21 protein-coding genes are annotated in these 26,342 nt (G+C 65.5%); 9 read left to right on the top strand and 12 right to left on the bottom strand.

Features of this window, described 5'->3' with window-relative positions; all coding sequences use genetic code 11:
* Positions 1-35: 35 nt before the first annotated feature.
* Together ACPFL9_RS06880 and ACPFL9_RS06885 are read right to left on the bottom strand one after the other, a co-directional pair.
* Positions 36-458, bottom strand: coding sequence for an arsenate reductase ArsC (locus tag ACPFL9_RS06880; RefSeq protein WP_426006612.1), 423 nt, complete (start codon positions 456-458; stop codon positions 36-38).
* Positions 459-613: 155 nt separating this feature from the next.
* On the bottom strand, positions 614-1,288 hold the full coding sequence (locus ACPFL9_RS06885; protein WP_426006613.1) for a metalloregulator ArsR/SmtB family transcription factor: 675 nt from the start codon (positions 1,286-1,288) through the stop codon (positions 614-616).
* A gap of 46 nt (positions 1,289-1,334) precedes the next feature.
* Between ACPFL9_RS06885 and ACPFL9_RS06890 the strand changes: the two genes are divergently transcribed.
* From ACPFL9_RS06890 to ACPFL9_RS06910, 5 genes are all read left to right on the top strand, one after another.
* Positions 1,335-2,075 (top strand): aquaporin, encoded by a 741-nt coding sequence (locus ACPFL9_RS06890; protein ID WP_426006614.1) that lies wholly within the window; start codon positions 1,335-1,337, stop codon positions 2,073-2,075.
* Positions 2,076-2,157: 82 nt separating this feature from the next.
* Positions 2,158-2,508, top strand: coding sequence for an ArsR/SmtB family transcription factor (locus ACPFL9_RS06895; RefSeq protein ID WP_426006615.1), 351 nt, complete (start codon positions 2,158-2,160; stop codon positions 2,506-2,508).
* Between the two features lie 77 nt (positions 2,509-2,585).
* A complete protein-coding gene (locus ACPFL9_RS06900; RefSeq protein ID WP_426006616.1) occupies positions 2,586-3,053 on the top strand; it encodes a hypothetical protein in 468 nt (155 codons plus the stop codon).
* 158 nt (positions 3,054-3,211) lie between these two features.
* Complete coding sequence (locus tag ACPFL9_RS06905; RefSeq protein WP_426006617.1) at positions 3,212-3,835, top strand: DUF305 domain-containing protein; 624 nt, start codon at positions 3,212-3,214, stop codon at positions 3,833-3,835.
* A gap of 173 nt (positions 3,836-4,008) precedes the next feature.
* The gene (locus tag ACPFL9_RS06910; RefSeq protein WP_426007507.1) at positions 4,009-5,289 is read left to right on the top strand and encodes a Y-family DNA polymerase; all 1,281 of its coding nucleotides are present in this window, start codon (positions 4,009-4,011) and stop codon (positions 5,287-5,289) included.
* A 16-nt stretch (positions 5,290-5,305) separates the two neighbouring features.
* Here ACPFL9_RS06910 and ACPFL9_RS06915 read toward each other — a convergent pair whose 3' ends face one another.
* Genes ACPFL9_RS06915 through nirB form a run of 3 tightly spaced genes read right to left on the bottom strand, consistent with a single transcriptional unit; the run spans position 5,306 to position 10,145 of the window.
* The gene (locus ACPFL9_RS06915) at positions 5,306-6,463 is read right to left on the bottom strand and encodes a uroporphyrinogen-III synthase (protein WP_426006618.1); all 1,158 of its coding nucleotides are present in this window, start codon (positions 6,461-6,463) and stop codon (positions 5,306-5,308) included.
* A 10-nt stretch (positions 6,464-6,473) separates the two neighbouring features.
* Positions 6,474-7,508 (bottom strand): uroporphyrinogen-III C-methyltransferase, encoded by a 1,035-nt coding sequence (gene cobA, locus ACPFL9_RS06920; RefSeq protein WP_426006619.1) that lies wholly within the window; start codon positions 7,506-7,508, stop codon positions 6,474-6,476.
* A gap of 9 nt (positions 7,509-7,517) precedes the next feature.
* Positions 7,518-10,145 carry a nitrite reductase large subunit NirB gene (nirB, locus tag ACPFL9_RS06925; protein WP_426006620.1) on the bottom strand — a complete coding sequence of 876 codons (2,628 nt, stop codon included), beginning with the start codon at positions 10,143-10,145 and terminating at the stop codon, positions 7,518-7,520.
* A gap of 281 nt (positions 10,146-10,426) precedes the next feature.
* Here nirB and nirD point away from each other — a divergent pair, with 281 nt between their 5' ends.
* A complete protein-coding gene (nirD, locus tag ACPFL9_RS06930) occupies positions 10,427-10,789 on the top strand; it encodes a nitrite reductase small subunit NirD (RefSeq protein WP_426006621.1) in 363 nt (120 codons plus the stop codon).
* Here the strand turns inward: nirD and ACPFL9_RS06935 are convergent.
* The 3 genes from ACPFL9_RS06935 to ACPFL9_RS06945 all read right to left on the bottom strand — a co-directional run bounded on the left by ACPFL9_RS06935 (position 10,786) and on the right by ACPFL9_RS06945 (position 15,962).
* Entirely contained in the window at positions 10,786-12,534 is a 1,749-nt protein-coding gene (locus ACPFL9_RS06935) for a phospho-sugar mutase (protein ID WP_426006622.1), read from the bottom strand. The genes nirD and ACPFL9_RS06935 overlap by 4 nt on opposite strands.
* A gap of 96 nt (positions 12,535-12,630) precedes the next feature.
* Complete coding sequence (locus ACPFL9_RS06940; RefSeq protein ID WP_426006623.1) at positions 12,631-14,277, bottom strand: glycoside hydrolase family 32 protein; 1,647 nt, start codon at positions 14,275-14,277, stop codon at positions 12,631-12,633.
* Positions 14,278-14,360: 83 nt separating this feature from the next.
* Positions 14,361-15,962: a glycoside hydrolase family 68 protein gene (locus tag ACPFL9_RS06945; RefSeq protein WP_426006625.1), complete on the bottom strand. Its 1,602-nt coding sequence runs from the start codon at positions 15,960-15,962 to the stop codon at positions 14,361-14,363.
* A 576-nt stretch (positions 15,963-16,538) separates the two neighbouring features.
* Between ACPFL9_RS06945 and ACPFL9_RS06950 the strand changes: the two genes are divergently transcribed.
* Both ACPFL9_RS06950 and ACPFL9_RS06955 read left to right on the top strand, forming a co-directional pair.
* Positions 16,539-17,234 (top strand): hypothetical protein, encoded by a 696-nt coding sequence (locus ACPFL9_RS06950; RefSeq protein WP_426006626.1) that lies wholly within the window; start codon positions 16,539-16,541, stop codon positions 17,232-17,234.
* Positions 17,231-18,520, top strand: a complete 1,290-nt coding sequence (locus ACPFL9_RS06955; RefSeq protein WP_426006627.1) for an Ig-like domain-containing protein — start codon at positions 17,231-17,233, stop codon at positions 18,518-18,520. The genes ACPFL9_RS06950 and ACPFL9_RS06955 overlap by 4 nt, the downstream gene beginning before the upstream one ends.
* On the opposite strand, the gene ACPFL9_RS06960 is transcribed toward ACPFL9_RS06955, so the two are convergent.
* On the bottom strand, positions 18,521-19,321 hold the full coding sequence (locus ACPFL9_RS06960; RefSeq protein WP_426006628.1) for a purine-nucleoside phosphorylase: 801 nt from the start codon (positions 19,319-19,321) through the stop codon (positions 18,521-18,523).
* 156 nt (positions 19,322-19,477) lie between these two features.
* On the opposite strand from ACPFL9_RS06960, the gene ACPFL9_RS06965 reads away from it, so the two are divergent.
* On the top strand, positions 19,478-20,881 hold the full coding sequence (locus tag ACPFL9_RS06965; RefSeq protein WP_426006629.1) for an NAD(P)H-quinone dehydrogenase: 1,404 nt from the start codon (positions 19,478-19,480) through the stop codon (positions 20,879-20,881).
* Between the two features lie 137 nt (positions 20,882-21,018).
* Here the strand turns inward: ACPFL9_RS06965 and ACPFL9_RS06970 are convergent, their stop codons facing one another.
* Genes ACPFL9_RS06970 through ACPFL9_RS06980 form a run of 3 tightly spaced genes read right to left on the bottom strand, consistent with a single transcriptional unit; the run spans position 21,019 to position 26,192 of the window.
* Complete coding sequence (locus ACPFL9_RS06970; protein WP_426006630.1) at positions 21,019-22,581, bottom strand: FAD-dependent oxidoreductase; 1,563 nt, start codon at positions 22,579-22,581, stop codon at positions 21,019-21,021.
* Entirely contained in the window at positions 22,578-24,782 is a 2,205-nt protein-coding gene (locus ACPFL9_RS06975) for a molybdopterin oxidoreductase family protein (RefSeq protein ID WP_426006631.1), read from the bottom strand. The genes ACPFL9_RS06970 and ACPFL9_RS06975 overlap by 4 nt, the downstream gene beginning before the upstream one ends.
* The gene (locus tag ACPFL9_RS06980; RefSeq protein WP_426006633.1) at positions 24,783-26,192 is read right to left on the bottom strand and encodes an MFS transporter; all 1,410 of its coding nucleotides are present in this window, start codon (positions 26,190-26,192) and stop codon (positions 24,783-24,785) included.
* Positions 26,193-26,342: the final 150 nt, after the last annotated feature.

The following is a 26,342-nucleotide window of genomic DNA, read 5'->3' on the forward strand; positions in this document are numbered from 1 at the left end:
TGCTGTTCTCTCCTGCGACGTTACCGGGTGTATGACTACGTTGTGGCCGGGATCAACGACGCGATCAGGCCCTCAATACGGGTCTTGATCTCATCGCGGATGGGGCGGACGGCGTCGACGCCCTGCCCGGCAGGGTCCTCAAGAACCCAATCCTCGTAACGCTTGCCGGGGAAGTACGGGCATTCATCGCCGCAGCCCATGGTGATGACGACATCGGAGTCCTGGACAGCCTCGGTGGTGAGGACCTTGGGGATCTCGGCGGACATGTCGATGCCCAACTCGGCCATGGCCTCCACGGCGGCAGGGTTGACCTTGTCCGCGGGCCGGGATCCGGCGGAGCGGACCTCGATTTCCCCCTTGCCGAGGGTGGTCAGGAACGCTGCTGCCATCTGTGACCGGCCGGCGTTGTGGACGCAGACGAACAGAACGGAAGGCTTCTTGCTGGTTTCGGTGCTCATGGTGGTTTCTCCTGGAATCGGTTTGGAGCTTGGGTTTGGTTGGGCTGACACCGGATAGACATTGATGATCGTCGATGTAACGAGTATCGGTCGATGTATTGATGATTGTCAATATTCACCCGGGAAAGGGTTTGCGGGCTGGTGCGGCGCTGTGGTCAGGCGGCGTGGAGGCGGGGTGCGAGGTCGTTGATGCGGCGGTTGATGTCTTCGAAGGCGGAGTCGAAGGCGTCGGTCGTATTGGCGCGGATGGGGTCGGGGACGGACCAGTGGATTCCGCCCAGGCCGGGGAGTTCTTCGTGGGCGTTGTCGCAGACGGTGATGATGAAGTCCGCGTCCTCGGCGACGTCGCCGAGCTGCCGCGGAGTGGGGGTGCCGAGGTTGATGCCATGGCGGTGCGCGACGTCGATCGCGCCCTGGGCGACGCGGTCGGCGGGGTGCGTTCCAGCTGAGATGGAGGGGATGTCGCTGGCGCGCTGCCAGAGCGCGGTCGCGAGCTGGGAGCGGGCACTGTTGCGCGTGCAGACAAACAACACACGCCTCGCGCCGTGTTCACGCCCGGGCGCCAAACCGTCCAGCGCTGCAGCGGCGAGGCGGACGTAGCTGCGCCGCTTATCGGCTTCCGAGCGGTGGCGGGTGACCAGGCCGGCACCTTCCAGGGTCCGGAGGTGGTGGGAGAGCAGGTTGGAAGGAATGCCGAGTTCGGCCTGCAGTTCCGTGGGCGAATAATCACCCAGGGTGAGCAGGTCGATGATCCGCAGGCGTGCGGGGTCTGCGAGGGCGGCATGGATCGCGACCCGCGCTTCAAACTGGTTCATTCGCTCAGTATCCATTGGTTCAATTTTGACTGAGATAAATTTGTGGGTCAAGCTGGATGCCATGACACCTCCCCAACCGCCGTTGTGGCGTCGCGCCGTCGCCGAGTTCCTCGGCACCGCCCTGCTTGTTTCCGTCGTCGTCGGGTCCGGGATCGCCGCGGCGCAGTTGTCTCCGGACAACGTGGGCCTGCAGTTGCTGCAGAACAGCACCGCCACGGTGCTGGGTCTGACCGTTCTGATCCTGGTGTTCGGGCCGGTCAGCGGCTCGCACTTCAATCCGGTCGTTTCCCTGGCCGACTGGTTCCTCGGCCGTAAGGCGGGCACCGGCCTGTCGCTTCCCGACCTGGGTGTTTATGTGGTGGTGCAGACCGCCGGGGCCATCGGGGGCAGCGTGCTCGCGAACGCGATGTTCGAAGTTGGCACGACCATCTCCACGAAGGACCGGCTCAGTGGCGGTCACTTGCTGGGCGAAGTCGTGGCCACCGCCGGGCTGCTTTTGCTGATCTTCGCCTTGGCCGCCACCAGGCGCGGCCATTTCGCGGCCCCGGCGGTGGGCGCCTACATCGGCGCGGCCTATTGGTTTACTTCCTCGACGGCGTTCGCCAATCCCGCCGTGACGGTCGGTCGGATCTTCAGTGACACGTTTGCCGGTATCGCTCCAGGCTCCGTGCCCGGCTTCATCGTCGCGCAACTGGCTGGCGCGGCCATCGGCGTCGGCGTCCTGGCTGTCCTTTTCCCTGCTGCGCCACAGGGCGCGGACGATGTCGTCATCCCGCACCCGCTGGAGAAGCCGGGCTCCTGACCGCGGGTGATGACGTGGCTCCAGGCCAGGAGGGGGGCGCCGACTATATTGATAGCAGTCAATGTTCGGGCATAATGGATGGATGACCACGCTGCCTGTCCTCCAACCGGCCACCTCCGATCCCTGCTGCGGCCCTGCAGGGGAGACGGTGCTGGGCGAGGGGGCGGCCAGGCAGAAGGCGGCGGTTTTCAAGGCCCTGGCGGATCCCAACCGGCTCCGCCTGCTGTCCATTATCAAGAATTCCTCCGCCGGCGAGACATGCGTGTGTGACCTGATCGAACCGTTGGACCTTGGCCAGCCCACTGTGTCGCACCACTTGAAGATCCTGGTTGATGCCGGCTTGTTGCATCGGGAAAAACGCGGCACATGGGCGTACTTCTCCCTGGTCCCCGGTGCGTTGGATGATGTCGCCGGGATCCTGGCCCGGCTGTGAACGGCCGCCGGGACCAGTTCGCGGGCCGGTAGTCTGGAACGGGAAAAAACAGCCGCGCAGCGGGGAAAGGGACCGTCATGGCAGCACAGTCGGGATGGACGAAGTACCTCCTGGGCGGCGGGCTCCTGACGGCCGTGCTGGCGTTGATCGCCGGAATACTGGGCATGCACATCCTCGTCGGCGGAGCCCACTCCACCCATCAAGCCGCGACCGTTGGCACGGCGGCCAGCACCGCCGTCGTGAACCATGCCACCGCGGCAGGGCACGCAGCAGCCGGGCATACCGGCCACGCCACCTCCGCTGATACCGGGGCCGGCACGGCCGCCCCGGCACAGTGCATGTGCCAGGGAAACTGCTCAACAGGGCACGCCATGGGCAGCTCCTGCATCCCGTCCCCCAAAACAGCCAGTCTCGCAGCTCCGTTACCCGAACGCGCATCGTTCCTTTCCCCGGCGCACCGTGCCGTGTCCAGCCATGCGGGATCGATGTGGTCGTACCAGCCCGGTAGTCCTTCACCGGGTGATTTGTCGATCAGCAGAACATAGACACCCCGGGCCGGCCCATGCCCGGTGCAATTTTCTTTTGTCTGCTGCCGTTGGCAGTCACTCCTTTCTGCCCTGGACGGGTTTATCCCTCGGGCAGAGCTCCGCTGATACCTGTCATGGGGGCCGTGCCGCCGTGACCGTTTGTGAAGGATCTTTTGATGAACACAAAGAAGTTCTTGTCCCTCTCTGCCGTTGCCGTCGCCGCAGCCATAACGCTGGCTGGATGTTCCACCAATACCCCGGGATCGTCCGGAACCTCCATGCCGGGCATGGACCATGGCAGCATGGGCTCATCCATGATGCCCTCGTCCTCCGCCACGGCGGCGGGTGACCATAACGCCGCTGATGCGATGTTCGCCCGGATGATGATCCCGCACCATGCCCAGGCGGTGGAGATGAGCGGGATGATCCTTGCCAAGCAGGGAATCCCTGCCGACGTCAGCGCCTTGGCGACCCGGATCAAGGACGCCCAAGGACCTGAAATCGAGAGAATGACCGGCTGGTTGAAGAGCTGGAACGAGCCCACCATGATGACCGGCGACCACGGCATGGACGGCATGATGAGTGAAGAAGACCTGTCCAGGCTCAAAGCGGCCCAGGGCGTGGAGGCCGCGAAGCTGTTCCTGAGCCAGATGGTCGCCCACCATGAGGGGGCCGTGACGATGGCCAAGGCCGAAACCGCCGATGGCAAGAACGCCGAGGCGGTGCAACTGGCCAGGGACATCGTGGCCGCCCAGGAAGCTGAAATCAAGGAAATGCAGCAGCTGCTGGCCAACCTCTAGGCCGTACCCGGCTGCCGTCCGACCATGGCCGGCAGCCGGGTGCTCCCTTTTTGTCGGTGCCCCGATCTACAGTGGAAGTATTCGAATATTTGTTCGAGTTGAGCCGTGTCGCGCTTCACCGCGCGAACGTTCATCTGGTAGAGCCGGGAGGGAAAGTGTCCAAGCCAACCATCATGCACCGGATGCAGGAGATCGCCCATGTGGATATCAACTGCTTTTATGCCTCTGCCGAACGCGCGTTCAACCCGGCGCTGGAAGGCAAACCCGTCATTGTGCTCTCCAATAACGACGGATGCGCCGTCACCCGATCCCCGGAAGCCAAGAAGCTGGGGATCGGGCTCGGGGACCCGTGGTTCAAGCTGGCACCCAGGGCCAGGGAGTGGGGACTCGTTGCACTGTCCAGCAATTACGAGCTGTATGGGGACATCAGCTCGCGGGTGATGGAGTTGCTGGGCCGGTACTCGGCATGGCAGGAGATCTATTCCATTGACGAGGCCTTCCTCGGGGTCAAGGGTGGCCCAAACCAACTCCTGGAACTCGGCCGGACCATCAAGGACGCCTGCCGCAGGCACGTGGGAGTCCCTGTGTGCGTGGGGATTGCTCCCACCAAGACGCTCGCCAAGCTCGCCAACAAGTGGGCCAAGCACAACCCGGCGTTCGACGGTGTGTGCCGTTGGGAATCGGTACCCGCAGAGCAGCGGGAAGCCCTGATGGCGCGGCTGTCCGTGATTGAAATCTGGGGTGTGGCTACCCGGCTGACCAAGCGGTTGAATGCGATGGGCATCTTCTCGATCCTGGATTTGGTCAGGGCGGATCCGGTTGCCCTCAGGGACAAATTCTCGATCGTCATGATGCGGACCGTCCTGGAACTGCAGGGCACCCCGTGCATCCCCATGGAGGAGGAACGGATAGGACGCGACCAACTGATTTTCTCTCGCTCGTTTTCAACGCCCATCACCAGTGCGGCGGAGTTGCGGCAGGTGCTGAGCGTTTATGGCCAAATGGCCAGTGCCCGGCTTGCCAAACACGATCTGCAAGCCAAACTCCTCACCGCTTTTGCTGCCACATCCGTGTACAACCCCCGGGACACATCGTTCCCCAGCGTCAATGTGCGGCTGCCCATGCCCACCGCGGACCCGGTACTCCTGACCAAGGCCGCGCACGCCTTGCTGCCCAGGATCCAGGACGGCGTCCGCTACGCGAAGGCGGGCATCATGGTCACGGACCTCCGTCCCAGCGGCAACCAAAAGCCGCTGGAGGTCTTCGAGAACCGCCACGAGGAACGTGGAATCGGAACGCTGCTGGAAACTGTCAGCAAGCGCTACGGGCGCGGCTCCATTGGCCTGGGCCATGCCGGCATCAGGGGCGGGCCGGACTGGTCCATGAAACGGGGCATGCTGAGCCCCCGCTACACCACCAACTGGGATGAGCTTCCCCTGGTGAAGGCGGCGTAGCGGGGTGCACCACCAGTTAGATGCGGAGCCGGTACCCGCGCTTCACCACGGTTTCCACCAGCTTCCCGTCCGGCAGCGAGGACCGCAGCCGGCTGACCGTCATGTCCAAAGCGTGGACGGAACCGCGAAGATCAAGAAGGTCGGACAACGCCTCACGGGAGAGCACAGCGCCGCCGGCCCCCAGCAAAGCCCGCAGGAGAAGCAGGGGAGCAGGAGCCAGGTCCACCACATCGCCGTTGATCCGCAGGCACCGTCCGCGCAGCTCGATGGTGGCCGAGGGCGTTTCCACGCGGCGCACATGGTTCAGGGACAAGTGCTCGGTGACCAGCCGGATCAAGGCTCCCATGCGGAACCGGTCCGGGATCAGGGGCGTCAGGCCCGCATCAACCAGCGGCTGCGCGGTCACAGGCCCGACGGCGGCTACGGTCACCGGTCCTTTCAGGGCCTCGATGACCTGCCTGTACAGGCCCATCTCATGGGCGGTGCTCCACAGGGCATCCACAGCCGGTGCGCTGGTGAAGGTCAGCACATCCAGGTTTCCGCTGACCACGGCCTCGATCAAGCGCGGGAGTTTGTCTTCCCCGTCCGGTTTGACCCAGCGGTACGGCGTCACGGTCAGGACGTTGGCTCCGGACATGCGCAGTCGTTCCAGCTGCCGGACGTCGGTGTAGCCGTGCAGCTGCACCGCAACAGTCTTGCCGCGGACGCCTTCAGCAAGCAGCATATCCACCAGGGTAGCCGTGGTTTCGTCGCTGCTGATTCCGACGTCGGCAAGCCCGGCCGCGCGCACGGCACCGCGGGCTTTGGGTCCCCGGACAAACATACGGCAGGCGGAAAGTGCCTCCAGCAGTTGTTCGCCGATGCCGAACGAGTCGGCGGCTTCACACCAGCGGCGCATGCCGTAGGCGGTGGTGGCGATGCAGATGTCCGGCCTGGCCTCAATGATGGTCCGGGTGTCCTCGATCAACACCAGGTCCTCCTGGACTGGAGCGATCTTCAGGGCAGGGGCATGCAGCACGCTCGCACCGCGGCGTTCGAGGGCCTCGATAAGGTCCCGGGAACGGCGGTGCGAGGTGACGCCGATGCGGAAACCGTCCAAGGGAGATTCGGCTGATTCGGCAGCATCAGGTGAAGCTACGGCATCCTGTGCTTCAGGGGCACGGGTAACAGTCATGGTTTTACCTTCAGGCTTCAAGGAGGGAAGCGGCGAGTCGGCTCAGTTCGGCAGAGGCTTGGGCATGATTGCGGTTGGCTTCAGCCACCCTGACCACCTCGCCAATGACCAGCACGGCCGGGTTGCTGCAGCCGGTTGCAGCCGTCTCGATGGTACCCAGGTCCGCGATTGTGGTGCGCTGGCCGGGGCGGTATCCGCGCTCCACCACAGCCATGGGCATATCGGCATTCATACCGGCCCGGCGGAGCCCGGCGGCCAGTTGGGGGAGGGTTCCGATGCCCATCAGGACCACGATGGTCCCGCCAAGGCCTGCCAAGTGGAGGTGCTCCTTGTCAGTGAGTGGTGCGTGGCCGGAGACCACGGTGAACATGTGGCTGACCTCGCGGTGCGTCACGGGGATCCCGGCCGCCGCCGGAACGGAGATCGCACTGGTAACGCCGGAGACCACCCGCACGGGGACGCCGGCGGCAACGCAGGCTGCCACTTCCTCGCCGCCGCGCCCGAAGACGTAGGGATCGCCGCCCTTGAGTCGCACCACGTTCTTGCCCAGAAGCGCGGCCTCGACCATCAGCTTTTCGATGTCACGCTGAGTCACCTTGTGGTGGCCCGGCTGCTTGCCGACGTCTACCAGCTCTGCGGAGGTGAGGTCGGCCAGTTCCTGATAGGGCGCCAGCCGGTCATAGAACACCACGTCGGCATCCCGCAGGGCATCCAGCGCCCCCACCGTCAGGAGGTCCAGTGCGCCGGGGCCTCCGCCCACCAGGGTCACGTGCCCTTCTTCGCCGGCTGCCGGTTCAAAGGCCACGGGAATGCCGGCTTCCTTGCAGCCTTCCACCAGCGGCAGCCAGCCGGCATCGCCGTCGTCCACCACGGCAACCAGGAACGGACGGCGGGCGAGCAGACCGTCACAGGCGGCGGCGGAGGGCACACTGATCCTGTGCACCACGGCGCCGGCGTTCCGGTAGCGGCGGACGGCCTGGCGGGCCATGGTGTCGGAACCGGCAACAAGGACGTCCCGGTCGGTCAGGTCGATGGTGAGCTGCATTGGTTACCCCTAATTTTCTGCGCCGGCGGTGCTGCGGACGGGGATGCTGGAAGCGATCAGCACGCTGCCCTTTTCCTCGTTGGTGGCGGGTCGGATCTGGCCACGCTCGGGAACGAACGCGATGGAGTCGTCCTTCTGGTTGGGAGCGTTGACGAACGAACGGAAACGGCGGAGGCGTTCCGGGTCCTTCAGGGTCTCGGCCCACTCGTCCTCGTAGGTGTCGATGTGCTTGGCCATGGCGGTTTCAAGTTCCTCGGCAATACCCAGGGAATCGTTCACCACCACGTCCTCAACGTGCTTCAGCCCGCCGTCGAGTTCTTCCTGCCACCGGGCGGTGCGCTGCAGGCGGTCTGCCGTGCGGATGTAGTACATGAGGTAACGGTCGATGTACTTGATGAGGGTTTCGTCATCCAGGTCCTTGGCAAGCAACTGGGCGTGGGCCGGAGTGGCGCCGCCATTACCACCCACATAGAGGTTCCAGCCGTCGGCCGTGGCGATGACTCCCACGTCCTTGCCGCGGGCCTCTGCGCATTCCCGGGCGCAACCGGAAACACCCATCTTCAGCTTGTGCGGGCTGCGCAGGCCGCGGTAGCGCAGTTCGAGGGCGATGGCCATCTGCACGGAATCCTGGACACCGAAGCGGCACCACGTGGAACCGACACAGGACTTCACGGTGCGCAGGCTCTTGCCATAGGCCTGGCCCGACTCGAAGCCCGCGTCCACCAGTTCCTTCCAGATCTCGGGCAATTGCTCAAGGCGTGCCCCGAACATGTCAATGCGCTGCCCACCGGTGATCTTTGTGTAGAGGCCGTACTTTTCGGCCACGGCGGCAATGACACCGAGGCCCTTGGGCGTGATCTCACCGCCGGCAATCCGGGGGACAACCGAGTAGGTGCCGTCCTTTTGCATGTTCGCCAAAGCCCGGTCGTTGGTGTCCTGCAGGGTGCCACGGCCGGCATCAAGGACGTAGGCGGAGTGCTGGCTGGCGAGGATGGAGGCGATGGTCGGCTTGCAGATGTCGCAGCCGGCGCCGGTACCGTACTTGGCCATGATGTCTTCGAAAGACGTGAGCTCCAGGACCCGGATGGCGTCGAAGAGTTCCTGGCGGGAGAGGCTGATGTGCTCACAAAGAGCCTTGGAAACCTCGATCCCGGACTTCTTGAGTTCGCCTTCAAGGAGCTTCTTGAGCATGGGAACACACGATCCACACTGGGTGCCGGCCCGGGTACAGCCCTTGAGGCCACCGAGTTCCTGCACCGGAGCGTTTCCTTCGCAGGTGCCGCAGCCGTTGATGGCGTCGCGGATCGAACCGGCCGCCACGTTGTTGCACGAGCAGAGGATCGCGTCGTCCGGAAGTTCGGTTTCCGGAGCCTCGCCACCACCGGCAGCGCTCAGGAAGGCACCCGGTTCAGCCGGAAGTTCACGGCCCAGCAACGGGCGGAGGCTCATGTAAGGGGAAGCGTCGCCCACGAAGATGCCACCCAGAAGCGTCTTGGCATCATCGGTGGTGACAATCTTCTGGTAGACACCGCGGGCAGGGTCGGCGTAGACGATTTCCAGGGAATGTTCCGTGCGGGCGAAAGCGTCGCCGAAGCTGGCAACGTCCACACCCGAGAGCTTCAGTTTGGTGGCGGTATCGAAACCAGGGAACGTTGCCTGGCCGCCGTGCAGCCGGTCAGCCACGATCTCTGCCATCGTGTTGGCCGGGGCCACGAGGCCCAGGCACATGCCCCCGAAGTTCGCTACCTCGCCGATCGCCCAGATGCTCTCCACTTCGGTGGCGCAGAAGTCATTGATGACTACACCGCCGCGCTGGCCGAGGCTGAAGAGCTGCTCTTCGCCTTCGGCGGCACGGAAAAGCTCGTCGCGCGGCTTCACACCGATGGCCACGATCACCAGGTCAGCGGGGATGGTGCGGCCGTCCGCCATCAGCACGCCGGTGACCTGGCCGTCGTCGTCCGTTACGACTTCGGAAGGGAAGACGCCGCCGTGGACCTCGAAGCCCTTTGCCTCGATCAGGCGCCCCAGCGCCTGGCCTGCGCCCTCGTCCAGCTGGGTGTTCATGAGCCACGGTGAGCCGTTGATCACCACAGGGTTGGCGCCGAGCTGTTCGGTTCCGGCGGCGGACTCCAGGCCCAGCAGGCCGCCGCCGATGGTGACGGCGTTGACCTTGCGGCCGAGCTTTGCACCGAGTTCCGCAATGGCCTTATTAATGGCCCACACGTCTTCAAGCGTGCGGTAAACATGCGTGTGCTCCGCACCGGGAATGGGGAGCCGGGCTGCGTCCGAGCCGGAAGCGACCACCAGTTGGTCGTACTCATACTTGTTGCCGGAAGCGGTGAGGACACTCTTGGCTACGGTGTCGATCTTGACGGCGCGCTCGCCGGTCTTGAGCGTCACTGCCTCGTGGTCCCACATGGACGCCGCACCCAGGGTGAGGTCCACGCCGGTCTCGGTGAGGGCCTTGCTCAAGGCCACACGGTCGTAGGGAAGGTGGGCTTCCTCCGTGAGCACTGTTACCTGCCAACCTTCAAGCCCACGGTTGACCATGGCATCGGTGAAACGGTGGGCTGCAGGGCCGCCTCCGACAACCACGATGCGGCGCAGGTTTTCTGTACTTGAAGTGTGTCCGGTCACTGGTGGGCCTTTCGCAAAGGTCGCAGACGGATCTCCGCAACTTGTGGAACCAGCCTAGGGAGGGGCAGTTTCGCTTCAGTTTCCCGTTTGTTTCGTGATCTTAACTTCTGCATCACGAACGCGTTTCCGGCCGCGTGAGGTCTCTTTTACGCGCTGGACACATACGCGGACACCTGATGAAACACCCGCGTCCTAGCGTGAAGGAGTGGCCGCGAACGTGGCCCGTCCGGGGGAGTGCAGGTGGAAGATGCCGGCGTCCGGACACAGCGAGAGGGGCTGAAATGACCGTAATTCTTGACCGCGCAGAGAACCTGTCCGCCACAGCAACCTGGCACCGCGTGTGCCCGGTGGACGAGCTCGAACCGGCCTGGGGCGAGGCGGCACTGATCCAGGGCACGCAAGTGGCCCTGTTCCTGACCGCCCCGGGTGAGGTCTTCGCCGTCGCCCAGCAGGACCCTGCAACCTTGGCCAACGTCATGGCGCGGGGCATCATCGGATCGCGCGGCAGCCGCCCGACCATCGCCTCGCCGCTGCACAAGGAGGTCTACGACCTCGAAACGGGCGAGTGCTTCACCAACCCGGAGCTCAAGCTCGCGACCTATGCCACGCGCCTGGTGGACGGGTTCATCGAGATCGGGCTCTAGAGCCCCAGCGCTTCGCGGACATCCCGGAGGACATCGTCCAGGGATGTCCGCGCTGCTTGGCGTGCCGCCGGAAGTTCGGCGGCGGATTCCACGGGCTGGATGACTTCCAGGTAGCACTTCAGTTTGGGCTCGGTGCCGCTGGGCCGGATGATCACGCGGCTCTGGTCGCGGGTCTGGTACAGCAAACCGTCGGTGGGCGGCAGGTCCGCGCTGCCTTCGGCGAGGTCCGTGAATACCTCGACGGCGGACCCTCCGAACGCTTCGGGCGGGGTGACCCGCAGGCGGTTCATCATGGCATCCAGCAACCCAAGGTCTGCCACCCGGATGCTCAGTTGGTCGCTGGCGTGGAGCCCATGGACCAAATACAGCTCGTCAAGGGTGTCGAAGATCGTCCTGCCCCCGGCCTTGGCAGCGGCAGCCAGTTCAGCGATCAGGACGGCCGCGGAGATGCCGTCCTTGTCGCGCACCAGGTCCGGTGCCACGCAATAGCCCAAGGCTTCTTCATAGCCGTAAATCAGTCCGGGAACGCGGGAGATCCACTTGAAGCCCGTCAGGGTTTCCACATGGGCGTAGCCTGCGGTGGCGGCGATCCGGGACAGCAGCCGTGAGGACACAATGGAGTTCGCGAAGACACCTTCGGGGGCTTCGTCACCTGTGGCGTTCGCAGCCAGCCGTGCCGCGATGTGGGCGCCCAGAAGGGCACCTGCCTCATCACCGCGCAACATCCGCCACGCACCTGTCGCCGGGTCCAGCGCAGCAACGGCCGCCCGGTCGGCGTCGGGATCATTGGCCAGGACGATATCCGCGCCAAGGTCCGCCGCTGTGGCCAGCGCCAGGTCCAGCGCGCCTGGCTCTTCGGGATTGGGGAACGCGACGGTGGGGAAGTCCGGATCCGGTTGGGCTTGCTCTGCCACCAGGGTCACATCGGTGAAGCCCGCAGCGCGCAGGACAGACACAGCAGTGTCACCGCCTACGCCGTGCATGGGAGTCAGCACAATCTTGAGGTCGCGGGCGGGGAAGTGCTCCCTGTCCACCAGGTCCGCCATGGCTGACCGGTAGTCATTGACGATCGAATCCGGCAGCACGGTCCAGCCTTCATCTGCCAGCGCGATGGAATCCAGTGTTCCTACGGCATCGATCTTTGCCGCGATCCCGGAGTCGTACGGAGCCACGATCTGGGCCCCGCGGCCACTCTCGCTCACGGCGTGCCGGCCGAGGTACACCTTGTATCCGTTGTCCTGCGGTGGGTTGTGGCTGGCGGTCACCATCACGCCGCCGTCGCAGTCCAGTGCACGGACCGCATAGGCGAGTACCGGCGTCGGCAGGGCGTCCGGCATGAGGAACACCTCGATCCCGGCGGCCGTGAAAATTGCCGCCGTCTCGCGGGCAAAGACATCGGAGTTGTAGCGTGCATCAAAGCCCACGACGGCGCGCGGCCGGGTTCCGGGTGAAGCCGCCCCGACCGTTTCGGCCAGGAAAGCCGCCAGACCCGCCGCTGCCCGGCGCACTACCACGCGGTTCATCCGGTTGGGGCCGGGGCCGAGGGCTGCACGGAGCCCGGCCGTGCCGAACTGCAGGGTGCCGCTGAAGCTGTCACCCAGTTCCTGGGCTGCACCGGCGTCACCGGCTCCGGCGGCGTGGGCCAGATCGCGGAGGGCCGCGGCGGTGACGGGGTCCGGGTCCTGTGCGGCCCACTCACGGGCCTGGTCGATCAGCTGGTCAAGGGTGGCATCGCTCGATGTCATAAGCACCAAACTACAACGACGCATGGGGGTCCTGCCTCCCCCTCCGGTCGCAAAAGGGGGAAGTCGGGTTGCCCGCGGGCACGGTGCCGTCCCACGTCAGGGCTGGAGTGTCCGCGACCTGACGCTGAAGGAGGCGGCGCCGTCCATGCTGAAGACGGCCGTGCCCAGGTTGTCCCAGCCTGGGAAGAAGGTGTCCGAAACCACGGCCTGGCCGTCCTCCGCAAATACCTCAACGGACGAAGAATCCAGCAGGATCCGGAGGCGGACTGTGCGCTCCGAGGCTGGGAGGCGGACCTCGTGCCAGGGACTGAAATTCTCCGAAAAATTGGTGGTGCCGGCTTGCGAGCGGTCCACCTTCAACGTGCGGGACCCGGCATTCCAGGAAATCCTCAGCCCTCCATCTGCGCCTTCCCCCGGGCCATCATGGGATGCACGCCGGAGGAGTATCCCGGCTTCGGTGGCGGTACCCAGGTCAAGTTCCACATCCAGGAGCTGGCTCCGTGCCGTGAGCGGCAGCTCCCGCACCTCGGAATCGACGGTGAGGTCCTTGACGTCGGCCCCGCCCTTGGCTTCCAGCGCACTGACGGCTGCCGCGGCAATCGCCGAGCGCAGTTCAAGCCTTTGCTCCCCGCGGACCAGGGTGAGCTCACGTGGAATCGCCATGGATCCGCGCCAGGGCGTGGTGGGAACGTGCTGGGCATAGTCCCAGTTGCCCATCCAGCCCAGCAGTATGGGCTTGCCGCCGGGAGCGCCGGTGATCGAGTTGGCGGCGTAGTAGTCGGCACCATGGTCCAGCCATTGGGATTCGGTCAGGGGTGCATCGGGTGCGGCGGCATTTTCCGCGGTGAACGTGGTGCCGTCGAACTCACCCACGAAGTACTGCATCCCCGACCCTCCCGCGATGCCACCGGGATTGATGCTGAGCAGCATCACCCACTTCCTGGCCGTGGAGCCTTCGACCCGCATCTGGAGCAGTTCAGGTACTTCCCACAGTCCGCCCTGGGCGCCGACGCCGGAGAAGTCGCTGAGGAAGTCCCACTGCAGCAGATCCGTGGACTTGAACATCTTCACCACCTGGGCGTCGGCCACCACCGTGGTCATGACCCAGTAGCGGCCCGGTTCATACCAGGTGATCTTGGGATCGCGGAAGTTGTTGTTGGTGGGCTGGAGGTTCAGGACCGGGTTGCCGTGGTACTTCTTCCACGTGGTCCCGTTGTCCAGGCTGAACGCCACCGATTGCGCCTGCGCACCCTGGGGAAGCCTGCCGTTCCTGCCGTAGGCGCTCGTATACAGGGCCACCATGGGCGGATTTTCCGCGGATCCCAGGCCCGATGCGTTGTCTTTGTCCACCACGATGCAGCCGGAGAAGATCTCTTCTTCCGGTCCCGCTTCCATGGCCACGGGACGTTCCTCCCAGTGCACCAGGTCTTTGCTGATGGAGTGCCCCCAGGACATGTTGCCCCACGAGTTTCCGCGCGGGTTGTACTGGTAGAACGCGTGGTATGTACCGTCGTGGAACACGAGGCCGTTGGGGTCGTTGAGCCAGTTCTTCGAGGCCGTCAGGTGGACGGCAGGCCGCCAGGGATCCGACGCGGAAGACTGCGGCCCGCCCAAGGCGGGTACCGGCGTCGTGCTTTCACTGGTGCGTGGCGCGGTGCAGGAGGCGGCCGTGAAGGAAACCACGACGGCGGCACTTGCTGCGAGCAGTTGGCGGCGGGACAGGCGGTGGCTGGGGAAAGTCATGGGTAAATCCTGGGGTTGGGGGGATGGCGGGGGTGCGCCGGCTGGTGACCGGCGAACCCCCGCCGGGCCTTGTGGGCCGGGTATTACTTGTAGAGACCCTCGCCGCCGACGCGGACGTTGGTGGGGAGGTAGCCGAACGGACCAAGGCCGTTCTTGCCGAAGCTGCGGTCAACCTGGGTCACGCCGGCCTTGAAGTTCATCTTCACGGTGGGGGAGAGGGAGCCGCCGCGGACGCCGTCCACGTTGTCGATGAACGACTGGACCAGGCCGCCGGGCTGCACGTAGTGCGAGTAGGCCTGGAACTGGCGGCCGTTCTGGCGCGGGTCCGGACCTTCCGGGGCGTTGGCGGGCATGTTCAGGTCCGTCGGCGAACCGAGGGCCAGTCCGCTGTTGTTCACGGGCTGGTAGTCGGAACGGATGCCGTTACCCACAAAGCCATAAACGCCGTCCGGGCCGCGCATGCCATCTGCGTAGGTGAACTGGTGGCTGATGGTGAACAGGTAGTACTTGTTCTTGCCGTCCTCGTTCTGGATGTAGATCTGCGGACGCTCAGTCTGGTCGTTGACGCAGTTGGCGGACAGGATCGGGGTCAGGAAGCTCCACTTGGTCAGATCCTTGTTGTCTGCCACAGCGAGACCGACGTTGGCGGTCTGGTACCAGGCTCCGGTGGTGTTGTTCACCTGGTCCAGGGTCTCAGCGTTGGGGTCGCCGGGGCGGTAACCCAGGTCTTCCTGCTTGCACTTGTACTGGCCGCGGGTTCCGCCGGTGTTGCCCTCGAAGACCATGAAGGTCTTGCCGGGGTGGGCCGGGTCCTCGAACGTGTACGGGTCGCGGAAGGCGAAGCCCGGGTTCTGGGCCTTGGTCTGGTACCACTTGCCGTCGGGCTCCAGGAGCTTGGTGTGCTGGAAGCCGTCGAATGTCACGCCGTCCTTGGTGGCGTGGATGTTGCCCAGCGCCTTGGCGATCACCGCGTCCGGGGCAATACCGCCGCCGCCGGCATTCCGCTCGGCCACGTCGTAGAAGGTGGTGGCGGTGTAGAAGACGTTGATCTTGTTGCCCTGCATGAGGCGCGTGGAGCCCGACCATTCGGTGTTGCCGATCGAGGAGTTGGGCAGGAACAGGTGCCCGCCGTAGTTCCACTTGTCTTTGTTGGGGTCGGCGTTGGTCTTGCGGAAGAAGTAGCCGATCCGGGCGTTCCAGTGCCGCTGGTCGAAGCCGTAGCCTGCGTGGCGGTCGGCGACCAGGGCGAAGATGACATCCCAGCCCTTGTAGCTGATCTGGTTGGCGTGCTCGTCGGTCAGGGACCAGGTGTCCCAGACCCACACGTCGTCGTTCATGGCCGGGAAGTCCTTGGGGATCTCCGGCATGGTGACGTTGGGGCTCATGGAGTTCTCACCGGGAGCCACGGTGGAGTCGCTTTGCGCCATGATCTGCTTGGCGTCGGCGCGGGTCCACTTGGAGGTGAAGCTTGCTGCCGGATCGTAGGCCTGTTGCGTGTGCTTGGTCGGCAGCGGGAAGCCGGGCGTGGGTGCCGGCATGGTGTTCGACGGCGGGTCGGCCGGCAGGTTGGCCTGCGCAGCAGGTGTCACCAGCAGGATGCTGCCGGCTACGCCTGCGGCCGCTGCCAAGGCGGTCGCCTTGCGCAGCCGGCGGCGTGGCCGTTGAGGGGTTGAGTGCGTGTTCATGCTTGCTCTTCTCGCGGAGTGTTGGACTTCGTGGAGTGGGGCGCATGCCCTGGTTCCCCGTGAAGGGGGCTCTCCAGTCAGGTGTCCGCCCGAGCCGCTGGTGGCGTCTTCGAGGGACGCCATCGTTTCGAGGGTGCGGCGGGATCCGATTGATGCCCGCAGCCGGTGCTCCGGCACGTCGACTTACCGGAGGCACTCCACGCTAAACACGTGTGAGGTTCAAACTCAAAGCGTGTTTCGGCAGCTTTCCGAGGTTGTCTGACATCTATATGCAAGCGCTTACACTGCCAACACGCGCGCGTGCCAGAACCGGCAATGGCCGGTCAAATATTTCTTCGAAGAGCCTTGGGATTCCCGGAATTTACAGTCCGTTTACTTCGTGCCCATGTGACTTGACGGCGCGGTGGTCCTTCCCGTATCCGCCATCCCAACTAGGTCGCATTAGTGCGCGTTTTGGAGGCTCAAAACGCGCACTAATGCGACCTAGTTGGGTGCTCAACTCCAATCGATGGACGTACAATTTAGTAGCAGTCCCGGTGCTATGGCAGGCCCGGTACTTCCGGATGGCTGGTGCCCATGTGTGAAGTTCCCAAGCGGAGATGGCGCTCCTCGATCACTCCCTTGCGGCTGGTGATCGGAGTACTTGCCCTTGGCGTCATAGCCTTCGGCTGGCTGGCGCCCGCCTATCCCTGGGGCTTTCCGGTGGGCATCCAGGCAGGCGTCCTCATCGGGGCCGGGTTCCTTGCCCTTGCCGTCGCCGTCTTCATGCCCGTCATCCGTGAGGTGGAGCTCGGGCTGACGCCCACCGTGAAACTGGGTCCGGCGTTGAAGGACAGGCACGCCGAATTCCGCAGCGTCTTCGAGCAACAAAAAGGCGACCTTGAATACTGTGCACATCTGCTGTGCGGCGACCCGGAGCAGGCACGCCGGATGCTGGAAGCGGCCTGGTCCCAGGCTTCGGGTGCGTGGAAGGGGCCGGTCACCCCGCAGCTGCGCGTCTATACCCTGTGCCTGTACGTGGAAATCCTGGGGAACTACCGCAAGTGGCTGCTCACGGCGGAGGGCAGGACGAAACACCCCAAACGGGACCGTAGCCTGCTGGCGGGCCTGACGCACGACCAGCGGGTCGCCGTCGTCCTTCACGAATTCGCCAAGCTGACCGTTACCGAAATCGCAGGCATCACCGGACGGAAACCGGCAGAGGTTGGCAAGGAACTGGCCGAAGCCGGTGCCCGGACCAGGCACCTGGCGCTGGAGACCGGCACGCCATGAGAGGCGAGCTTAGGGAACTTCTGCTGGCCGAGGCTGCAAGCCATGTCCGCACCTACCCCGCAGACATGGACGGCGCCCTGTCCGAAGGCATGGCGCGGGTCCGCCGCAGGCTGATACGGACTTGGGTGGTGGTCATCGTGTCGGCGCTGGTGCTGGCTGCCGGCCTGGTGACGGCCCGCATCCTGGTTTCGGGTGCTGCCGCCGCAGAGTCGTTGACCGTGACCGGTCCATCCAACACCCTGCTCCCGGGAGCATCCGCACAACTTGAGGCGGAGGCGGCTTACAGCGACGGCACCCGCAGGTCAATAACGGAGGGGCTCGCCTGGGCCTCGGAGAATCCGGCCGTAGCGGCAGTGGCAGCTACAGGGGAGGTCACGGCGGTTGCGCCCGGCTCGGCTGCCGTAACGGCAACGTTCGACGGCGTCTCCGGACGTTTCGAGCTCACTGTCACCACGCCCGATGGTGCTGCGCTGACCGGTTTGGCCATCCGTCCCGGGGAAGCGTCCGTGGACGTGGGCGGCAAGGTGCAGCTGACGGCCGAGGGAAACTACAGCAACGGGGCCTTGGGGCAACTCAACGCTGAAGCCTTCTGGTCGTCGGCGGACCCGGGAACAGCCAGGGTGGACGGGAACGGCCTGGTGACCGGTGGACGGCCCGGGGCCACGGACATCATCGCCGCCCACGACGGCTTTGAGGCCACGGCGCGCATCACCGTGACCACCCCGCCACCGGTTGCGGTGACCGGCTTCTCCGTGGACCCGGCCGAGGTCACCGTCAAACAAGGGCAGAGTGTCCAACTGACAGCCATCGCCGCATCCTCTGACGGCACCTCGGCGCCCGCAACCGACGTGGCCTGGTCCAGCAGCAACCCGCAGGTCGCTACCGTCAGTGCCACCGGACTCCTGGCTGGCCGGAGCGTCGGACAAACCTTGGTGGAAGCCGTCCATGTGGACCAGGATGGCCGTGAATGGCGGGCCCAGTCCAAGGTGACGGTCGAGCACGTGGCGGTGGCCGTCGTCGTGAGTCCCGCAGGGCCGCACGCGCTCCAACCGGGAGCCAGCCTCCAACTGACCGCGGCAGTGCGGTACAGCGACGGAAGGCCCGGCAAACCCGTAATCTCCTGGGCATCCAGCCGACCGGTCTTCGTATCGGTCAGTTCTTCCGGGCTGGTCCGGGCCGGCGGGCAAGGCGAGGCCAGTATCACGGCCACGGTGGACGGGGTTTCCAGTGTGCCGGTGTTTATCCGGGTGGGTATCCCTGCACCTGATCCGGGTCCTGCCGAATAGCTAGAGCTTGGCGATGATCTCCGCGAGCAATGTGGAAATCCGCGGTCCGGCGGCCTCCCCGGCCTCCAGGACCTCGGCGTGGCTCAGCGGAACCGGACTGATCCCGGCTGCCAGGTTGGTGACCAGCGAGATTCCGAATACCTCCATGCCGGCGTGGCGGCCCGCGATGGCTTCAAGCGCTGTGGACATACCCACCAGGTCCGCACCGATCCGTTTGGCGTACTGCACTTCGGCCGGCGTTTCGTAATGCGGTCCCGTGAACTGGGCGTAGACACCCTCCTGGAGGGATGGGTCGACTTCCCGGGCCAGCTGGCGGATCCGCGACGAGTAGAGGTCGGTGAGATCGACGAACGTGGCTCCCTCCAGCGGTGACGTCGCAGTGAGGTTGATGTGGTCGCTGATGAGGACCGGGGTGCCGGGGTTCCAGGCCTCCTTGAGGCCGCCGCAACCGTTGGTGAGCACCAGCGTCCTGCACCCGGCCGCGGCCGCCGTCCGGACGCCGTGGACCACGGAGCGGACGCCGCGACCCTCGTAGTAGTGGGTCCTGGCACCCAGGACCAGTGCGCGCTTGCCTTCCCTGGTCAATACGGAGCGGATGGTGCCCACGTGCCCCACCACGGCGGGCTTGTGGAAGCCGGGAACCTCCGAGGCACTGAGTGTCGCGGTGGTTTCGCCGATCAGGTCCGCAGCCTCGGCCCAACCGGATCCGAGGACCAGGGCCACATCATGTGACTCCACGCCGGTCTCCGAGGCGATGTAGTCCGCGGCATCCTTGGCGGCTTCAAAGGGGTCTGTGTTCATCAGCTCAGTGTTACTCACTGGTACAAGCTACCGTGCGGCTGCCGGGTTCCGGTAGGGACGCGTCCGACGGCGGCGCGGACCTTGCGTTGGAGGCCTGACGCGGGTGAGGCTTGGCTGACTGGCAGCCGAAGCGTGTATGCGGAAGAATTGAGAATTGTGACCACCCAAGTTGACTTCAGTTCCCCACGAATCGCGATCCTGGGAGGTGGTCCCGGCGGGTACGAAGCCGCCATGGTGGCCGCCTCGCTCGGCGCCAAAGTCACCATCATCGAACGGGCGGGCCTGGGCGGATCGGCCGTCCTGACCGACGTCGTCCCGTCCAAGACCCTCATCGCCACGGCGGACCTCATGACCCGCGTCGCCGAGGCGGATGAGCTGGGCGTCAAGTTCGACGACTCCGCATCCAAGCCGCACGCCGACCTCAAACACATCAACGACCGCGTGCTCAATCTTGCCCGCGGCCAGTCCAACGACATCCGTGCCGGCCTCGAACGCCTGGGCGTTGACATCGTCATCGGCTCCGGCAAGCTCCTGGACAACAACACGATCGAGGTCCTCACCCTCGAGGGCACCCGCACCATCGACGCCGACGCCATCCTGCTGGCAGTCGGCGCCCACCCGCGGGAACTGCCCACGGCCAAGCCGGACGGGGAACGTATTCTCAACTGGGCGCAGATCTATAACCTGGACGAGCTTCCCGAGGAACTGATCGTGGTGGGTTCCGGTGTGACCGGCGCCGAGTTCGCCTCCGCCTACAACGGCTTGGGTTCCAAAGTCACGCTGATTTCCAGCCGCGACCAGGTCCTCCCCGGCGAGGACACCGATGCCGCCAAGCTCCTGGAGGGCGTTTTCGAGCGTCGAGGCGTGCGCGTCCTGTCCCGCTCCCGTGCCAGTGCGGTTGAGCGGACGGACGACGGCGTCAAGGTCACCTTGGGTGACGGCTCGGTCGTCACGGGCTCCCACTGCCTGGTGTGTGTCGGCTCGATTCCCAACACGGCGGGGTTGGGCCTTGAGGAAGCCGGAGTGACGCTGACGGAGTCGGGCCACATCAAGGTGGACGGCGTTTCCCGGACCACTGCTCCCAACATTTACGCTGCCGGCGACTGCACGGGCGTGTTCGCCCTGGCATCGGTTGCCGCCATGCAGGGCCGGATCGCGATTGCGCACTTCATGGGTGATGGCGTGAAGCCCCTCAAACTCAACCAGGTGGCGTCCAACATTTTCACCTCCCCGGAGATTGCGTCCGTCGGTGTGTCCGAGGCGGACCTGGCTTCAGGCAAGTACCAGGGCGATGTAGTGATGCTGTCCCTGCTGAGCAACGCCCGCGCCAAGATGCGCAATACCAAGGACGGTTTCGTCAAGATCATCGCCCGCAAGGGTTCCGGCACCGTGATTGGCGGCGTGGTGGTGGGACCGAACGCCTCCGAGCTGATCTTCCCGATCTCCGTGGCCGTGACGCAGAAGCTGCACGTGGACGACGTCGCGAGTGCCTTCACGGTCTACCCCTCGCTGACCGGCTCCATCTCCGAGGCAGCGCGCCGTTTGCACGTGCACATGTAGTTCTTGCTTCGAGGGCGCTTGGCTGGTCTGGGCTCGGCGCGCAGGCCACGAGTTCGCCGGAAACCAGCCGGAGTGCCCGGAAACTTCCGGCGTTCCCGCAGCTTTCCAGCGAACTGGGCGCCAAGGGGCGGGGGAGTTCAGGCAGCCGCAGCCTGGAAGTGCTTCTCGATGAGGCCCTTGATGTCCTCGTGACACCCGCCGCACCCCGTCCCCGCGCGGGTGGCCTTGGAAACCCCGGCCACGGTTGAGCAGCCGTCCGCCACGGATTCCCCGATGGCGGCCGCGCTGACACCTGCACACCGGCATACCGTGCGTTGGGGGTCGTTGCTCTCGGCGCTCCCGTCCAGTTGGTCCGGCCCGTCGAGGCGCAGTAACAGGGAACGGTCTGCAGGAAGCTCGGAGGACCGTTCAAACAGGACAACCAGCTCAGCAGCGGTCCTGGGCATACCAACGGCGACCAGCCCTTCCAGCACTCCGCCCCGCGTGGTCATCTTGACGTAGCGTCCGTGCTCGGGGTCGGCCCACTGGGACACCTGCCGGCGGGGTCGTCCTGCTGCGGCTCCGGCTTCCAGGAGTTCTTCATCCCACGGGTCAGCTTGATTGTCGCCGGCCAGGGCGAGGTTGATTCCGCGGGCTTTCAGGACGATCACGGCAGGTTTCTCGGCAGCCAGGCCCGCCACCGAATCCGCGGTTTCCTGTCCCTCGCGGGCCAGGACCGTCAGGTATTCGGCCAGCCACTCGGCCTGGCGCCATCCCGGTCCCACCAAGCCGGAGGGGCCGCTGGCTGTCCGGCATTCAACGCATGAAGCATCGGCGCACCGCACCTCCGCGCAATCGCCGATGGCGAACATGTGCGGCTCGTGGTGGGTGCGGAGGTGGTGGTCCACAAGGATTCCCGTGCCAACGGGCAGCCCGCACCCTTCGGCCAACTCAATCCGTGGGCGCACGCCGCAGGACAAGACCAGCAGGTCGCCGTCGATCGCCGAGCCGTCGTCCAGCAGCAAGGCGGAGAAAGACCCGCCGGGCCCGGAGGTTTCCACCCCCGTGGACCGGGCGTTGCCGGCCATGCGGACCCCGCTGGCCCGGAGGCTGTTGGTCAGGACCGATCCGCTGCCGCGGTCGATGCTGCGGCCCAAGGGGAAGGGCCCGTTGTGCACCACGGTTGCCCGGGCGCCTTCCTCGGAGGCAGCCAACGCGGTCTCAAGACCCAGAACACCACCACCGAGAACCACTACGCGCTTGCGGCCGGCAACAGCCGAACGCAGCACGGCCGCGTCCTGCAGGTCCCGGAGCGTGATCACGCCCGCGGGAAGAACCGGGCCGGAGGGGTCCGGGTTCAGTCCCGTGAGGTTCGGAATGACGGGTCGCGAGCCCGTGGCGAAGACCAGCCGGTCATAGTGCTCACGGGTCCCATCGGAGAGCACTACCTGCTGCCTGGCACGGTCGATCCTCCGGACCTTGGTTCCCAGCCGGACCTCCACTCCCGCAGCTTCCAGCTCTGCGGCGTCGGCCATCGCCAGGGCCTCAGCAGTAGTGCGCCCGACGCCTAGCTCTGCCACCATCACCCGGTTGTAGGCGGCTTCGGTTTCCTGCCCCACAACCAGCAGTTGCACAAGGCCTGAGCGGACGGCAGGAGCCAGTTCCTCCACCAACCTCGCGGCCACCGGTCCGAATCCGACAACAACAATGCGCTCGCTCATGAAGCCTCCTTGGCGTGCAATGACAGGCCCGCATCCTGAGGGACGGCGGGGACCGGGGTGGACGCTGCCCGCCGGACCCACACCCGGCTGGTCTTGAACTCCGGCATGCCGGAGATGGGGTCGGTTGCGGCCTCGGTGAGCCGGTTGGCGTTCTCCTGGCCGGGGAAGTGGAAGGGCAGGAACACGGTGTCGGGCCGGACGGCGTTGCTCAGTTCAGCGCGGCACAGCACTTCGCCGCGCTCATTGGTGACCGTGGCGTAATCGCCCTCCGATATCCCGCGCGAAGCAGCCGTCGCAGGATGGATCAGCAACCGGACCTGGGGTTGGGCCGCCAGCAGTTCGGCAACGCGCCGGGTCTGGGCTCCGGATTGGTAGTGCTCCAACAAGCGGCCGGTTGCCAGTGCCAACGAGTCGTCCGCAAACGACCGTTCAGCCCGCCTCGACGGCTTCACCGGAACCATCACGGCGCGCCCGTCCGGGTGGGCAAAGGCATCGGCGAACAGCCGGGGGGTTCCACCGCTGCCGACGGGATACGGCCAGTAAGCAGCTTCGCCGCGGTCCAGCATGGCGTAATCAATGCCGGAGTAGTCGGCCAGCCCGCCGGCAGAAGCCTGACGCAGTTCCTCGAACACGGTCTCGGGATCTTCGCTGAAGGTGGATGGCGCCCCAAGGAGCCCGGCGAGGCGAGCCATGAGCCACAGTTCACTTCTAACGCCCGGCGGGGGAGTGATGGCCCGACGACGCCGGATCACCCGGCCTTCCAGGTTGGTCAGGGTGCCTTCCTCTTCCGCCCACTGCGTCACCGGCAGCACCAGGTCCGCTTCCAAGGCCGTCTCGGATAGAAAGAAGTCGCACACCACCAGGAAGTCCAAGTCCCGGAGGCCGGCAGTGACGGCGTTGGTGTCCGGTGCCGACACCACCACATTGGCGCCGTGCACGAAAAGGCACCGGACGCCGTCGGGCTTTCCGAGGGACTTGAGGAGTTCGACGGCGGGAAGTCCCGGTCCGGGGATCAGCGATTCGTCGATGCCCCACACCTGCGCGACGTGGGCGCGCGCGGCCGGGTCGGTGATCTTGCGGTAGCCGGGGAGCTGGTCAGCTTTCTGGCCGTGTTCGCGTCCGCCCTGGCCGTTGCCCTGCCCGGTCAGCGTGCCGTAGCCGCTGCGCGCGGATCCGGGCAAGCCCAACAGGAGGCTCAGGTTGATGGCGGCGGTTGCTGTGTCCGTGCCGTCAACGTGCTGTTCCACGCCCCGGCCGCTGAGGATGTAGCTACCCCCGGCACGGGCGCCTTGGGCAAGGCGGCGTGCGGTTTCGCGGATGAGGGTGGCAGGCACGCCGGTGATCGACTGGACGCGCTCGGGCCAGAAAGCTGCGAGGCTTCGCACCAACTCCGGGTAGCCGGAAGTCCGCTGGGCAACGTACTGCGCATCGACAAATCCCTCGTGCACCACCACATGGGAGATGCCGAGCAGGAGGGCCAGGTCGGTACCGGGCGTCGGCTGCAAGTGGAGGCCGCCGCCGTCGGACGTGAACGCTGCAGTAGCCGAGCGGCGGGGGTCCACCACGATCAACCCGCCGCGGTCGCGGGCGCCCTGGAGGTGCTGGACAAAGGGAGGCATGGTTTCTGCGACGTTCGAGCCGAGCATGAGGATCACGGATGCCGAGTCCAGGTCGGTCACCGGGAACGGGAGCCCGCGGTCTACGCCGAAAGCCCTGTTGCCTGCTGCGGCTGCCGAGGACATGCAGAACCGGCCGTTGTAGTCGATGCGGGACGTACGCAGGGCCAGCCGGGCGAACTTGCCCAGCATGTACGCCTTCTCGTTGGTGAGGCCACCGCCGCCGAAAACTCCCACGGCGTCGTTCCCGTACTGCTGTTGCGTTTCCTTGACGGCCGCGGTGATGAGCGCCAGGGCCTGGTCCCAGGAGATCGGCTGGTGGACTCCGTCGGAGCCTTTCAACATCGGTTCGGTGACCCGGCCGTTGTGGCGCAACAACGACGCCGATGTCCAGCCTTTGCGGCACAGCCCGCCACGGTTGGTGGGGAAGTCGCGCCCGGAAACCTCAAGGGGAACGGCGGGCTGGTCCGGCTCTCCGGCGCGTGCGGGCACTGCCCCGGCCGGGGCCGAAGCCGCAGCCGGGGTCAGCGTCATGGCGCACTGGAGGGCGCAGTATGGGCAGTGGGTATCGGCGCCGTTTGGCATCTAGATGTGTCCGATCGTGTTGCGCTTCCGGGCGGGGCGGATGTAGCAGGCCCAGCAGACGATGAGCATCAGGACGTACGCGGCCACGAAGCCGTAGAAGGCCGGGGTGTAAGAGCCTGCGGCGGAGTTGGAAGCATTGAGCACCTGCGGGATGACGAACCCGCCGTAGGCACCGATGGCGGAGATCAGGCCCAGGGATGAGGCCGCGAGCCGGGCCGTGGCTGCACTGCTCGCACCGGAGCGGGCAGCGCGGCTGGACGTCGCGAAGATCACCGGGATCATGCGGTACGTTGCACCGTTGCCGAAGCCGCTGGAAACAAACAGCAGGAGGAACAGGCCCAGGAAGAGCCAGAAGTTCTTCAACGGCAGGGTCCAGATCATGGTCAACGTGATGACTGCCATCGAGGCGAACGCGGTGATGGTCATGCGGGCACCGCCCATGCGGTCTGCCATGCGGCCACCGTACGGCCGGGCCAGGGAACCGACCAACGGACCCAGGAAGGCCAGGGACAGGGCCACGGCGCCGACATGGATGGAGGAGAACTCCGGGAAGTAGTCCTTGATGAGCTTGGGAAAGACACCTGCGAAACCGATGAACGAGCCGAACGTGCCGATGTACAGGAAGGCCATGATCCACAGGTGGGGCTCCTTGATGGCAGCAACGGATCCGGCGACGTCACCCTTGGCGCTGGTGAGGTTGTTCATGTACTTCCAGGCGCCGAAGGCGGCAATCAGGATCAAGGGAATCCAGATGAGGCCGGCCATGGGCAGGTTGACGGTTCCAGCGGCAAGTACCGTCACGGCGATGGGAACAACCAGCTGCGCGACGGCGGCACCCAGGTTTCCGCCCGCGGCGTTCAGTCCCAGTGCCCAGCCCTTTTCGCGGGCGGGGTAGAAGAAGGTGATGTTGGCCATGGAGCTGGCGAAGTTGCCGCCGCCAAAGCCCGCCAGCGCTGCCATCAGGAGCATGACGCCAAAGGGCGTGTCCGGGTTGGAGACGCAGATCGCAAGGCCTGTGGACGGGATGAGCAGCAGCAGGGCCGAGATGATGGTCCAGTTCCTGCCGCCAAACTTGGGGACCATGAAGGTATAGGGAATGCGGAGCGTGGCGCCTACCAGGCTGGGGATGGAGATGAGCCAGAAGATTTGGTTGGTGTCGAAGGTGAATCCGGCTGCGGGGAGCTGGACCACCACGATGGACCAGAGCTGCCAGACAACAAAGCCCAGAAACTCGGCGAAGATCGACCAGTAGAGGTTGCGCTTGGCGATGGACCGGCCTTCGGCTTCCCACTGCCCTTTGTCTTCGGCGTCCCAGTTGGCGATCCAGCGGCCGGGGCGGTGTTCAAGGGCGGGAGCGGTGGCAGTGGACTGGGTGGGGGCCAGTGCATCTGCGGTGCGGTCAACAGTCACGGGAGTGCCTCCTTGATGGGGGACGGTGTTATCCCAAGGTAGGTAGCGCTCATTTCGCGGACCGTCGCGGTTTGTAAACGTGCTGTGACATTTCCCTATCTGCGGGGTCACGGGGACGTGAGACGATGGTGAGGTTGTGGCGCCGCCCAC

The organism is Paenarthrobacter sp. NyZ202, from assembly GCF_049860755.1.
Lineage (GTDB): Bacteria > Actinomycetota > Actinomycetes > Actinomycetales > Micrococcaceae > Arthrobacter.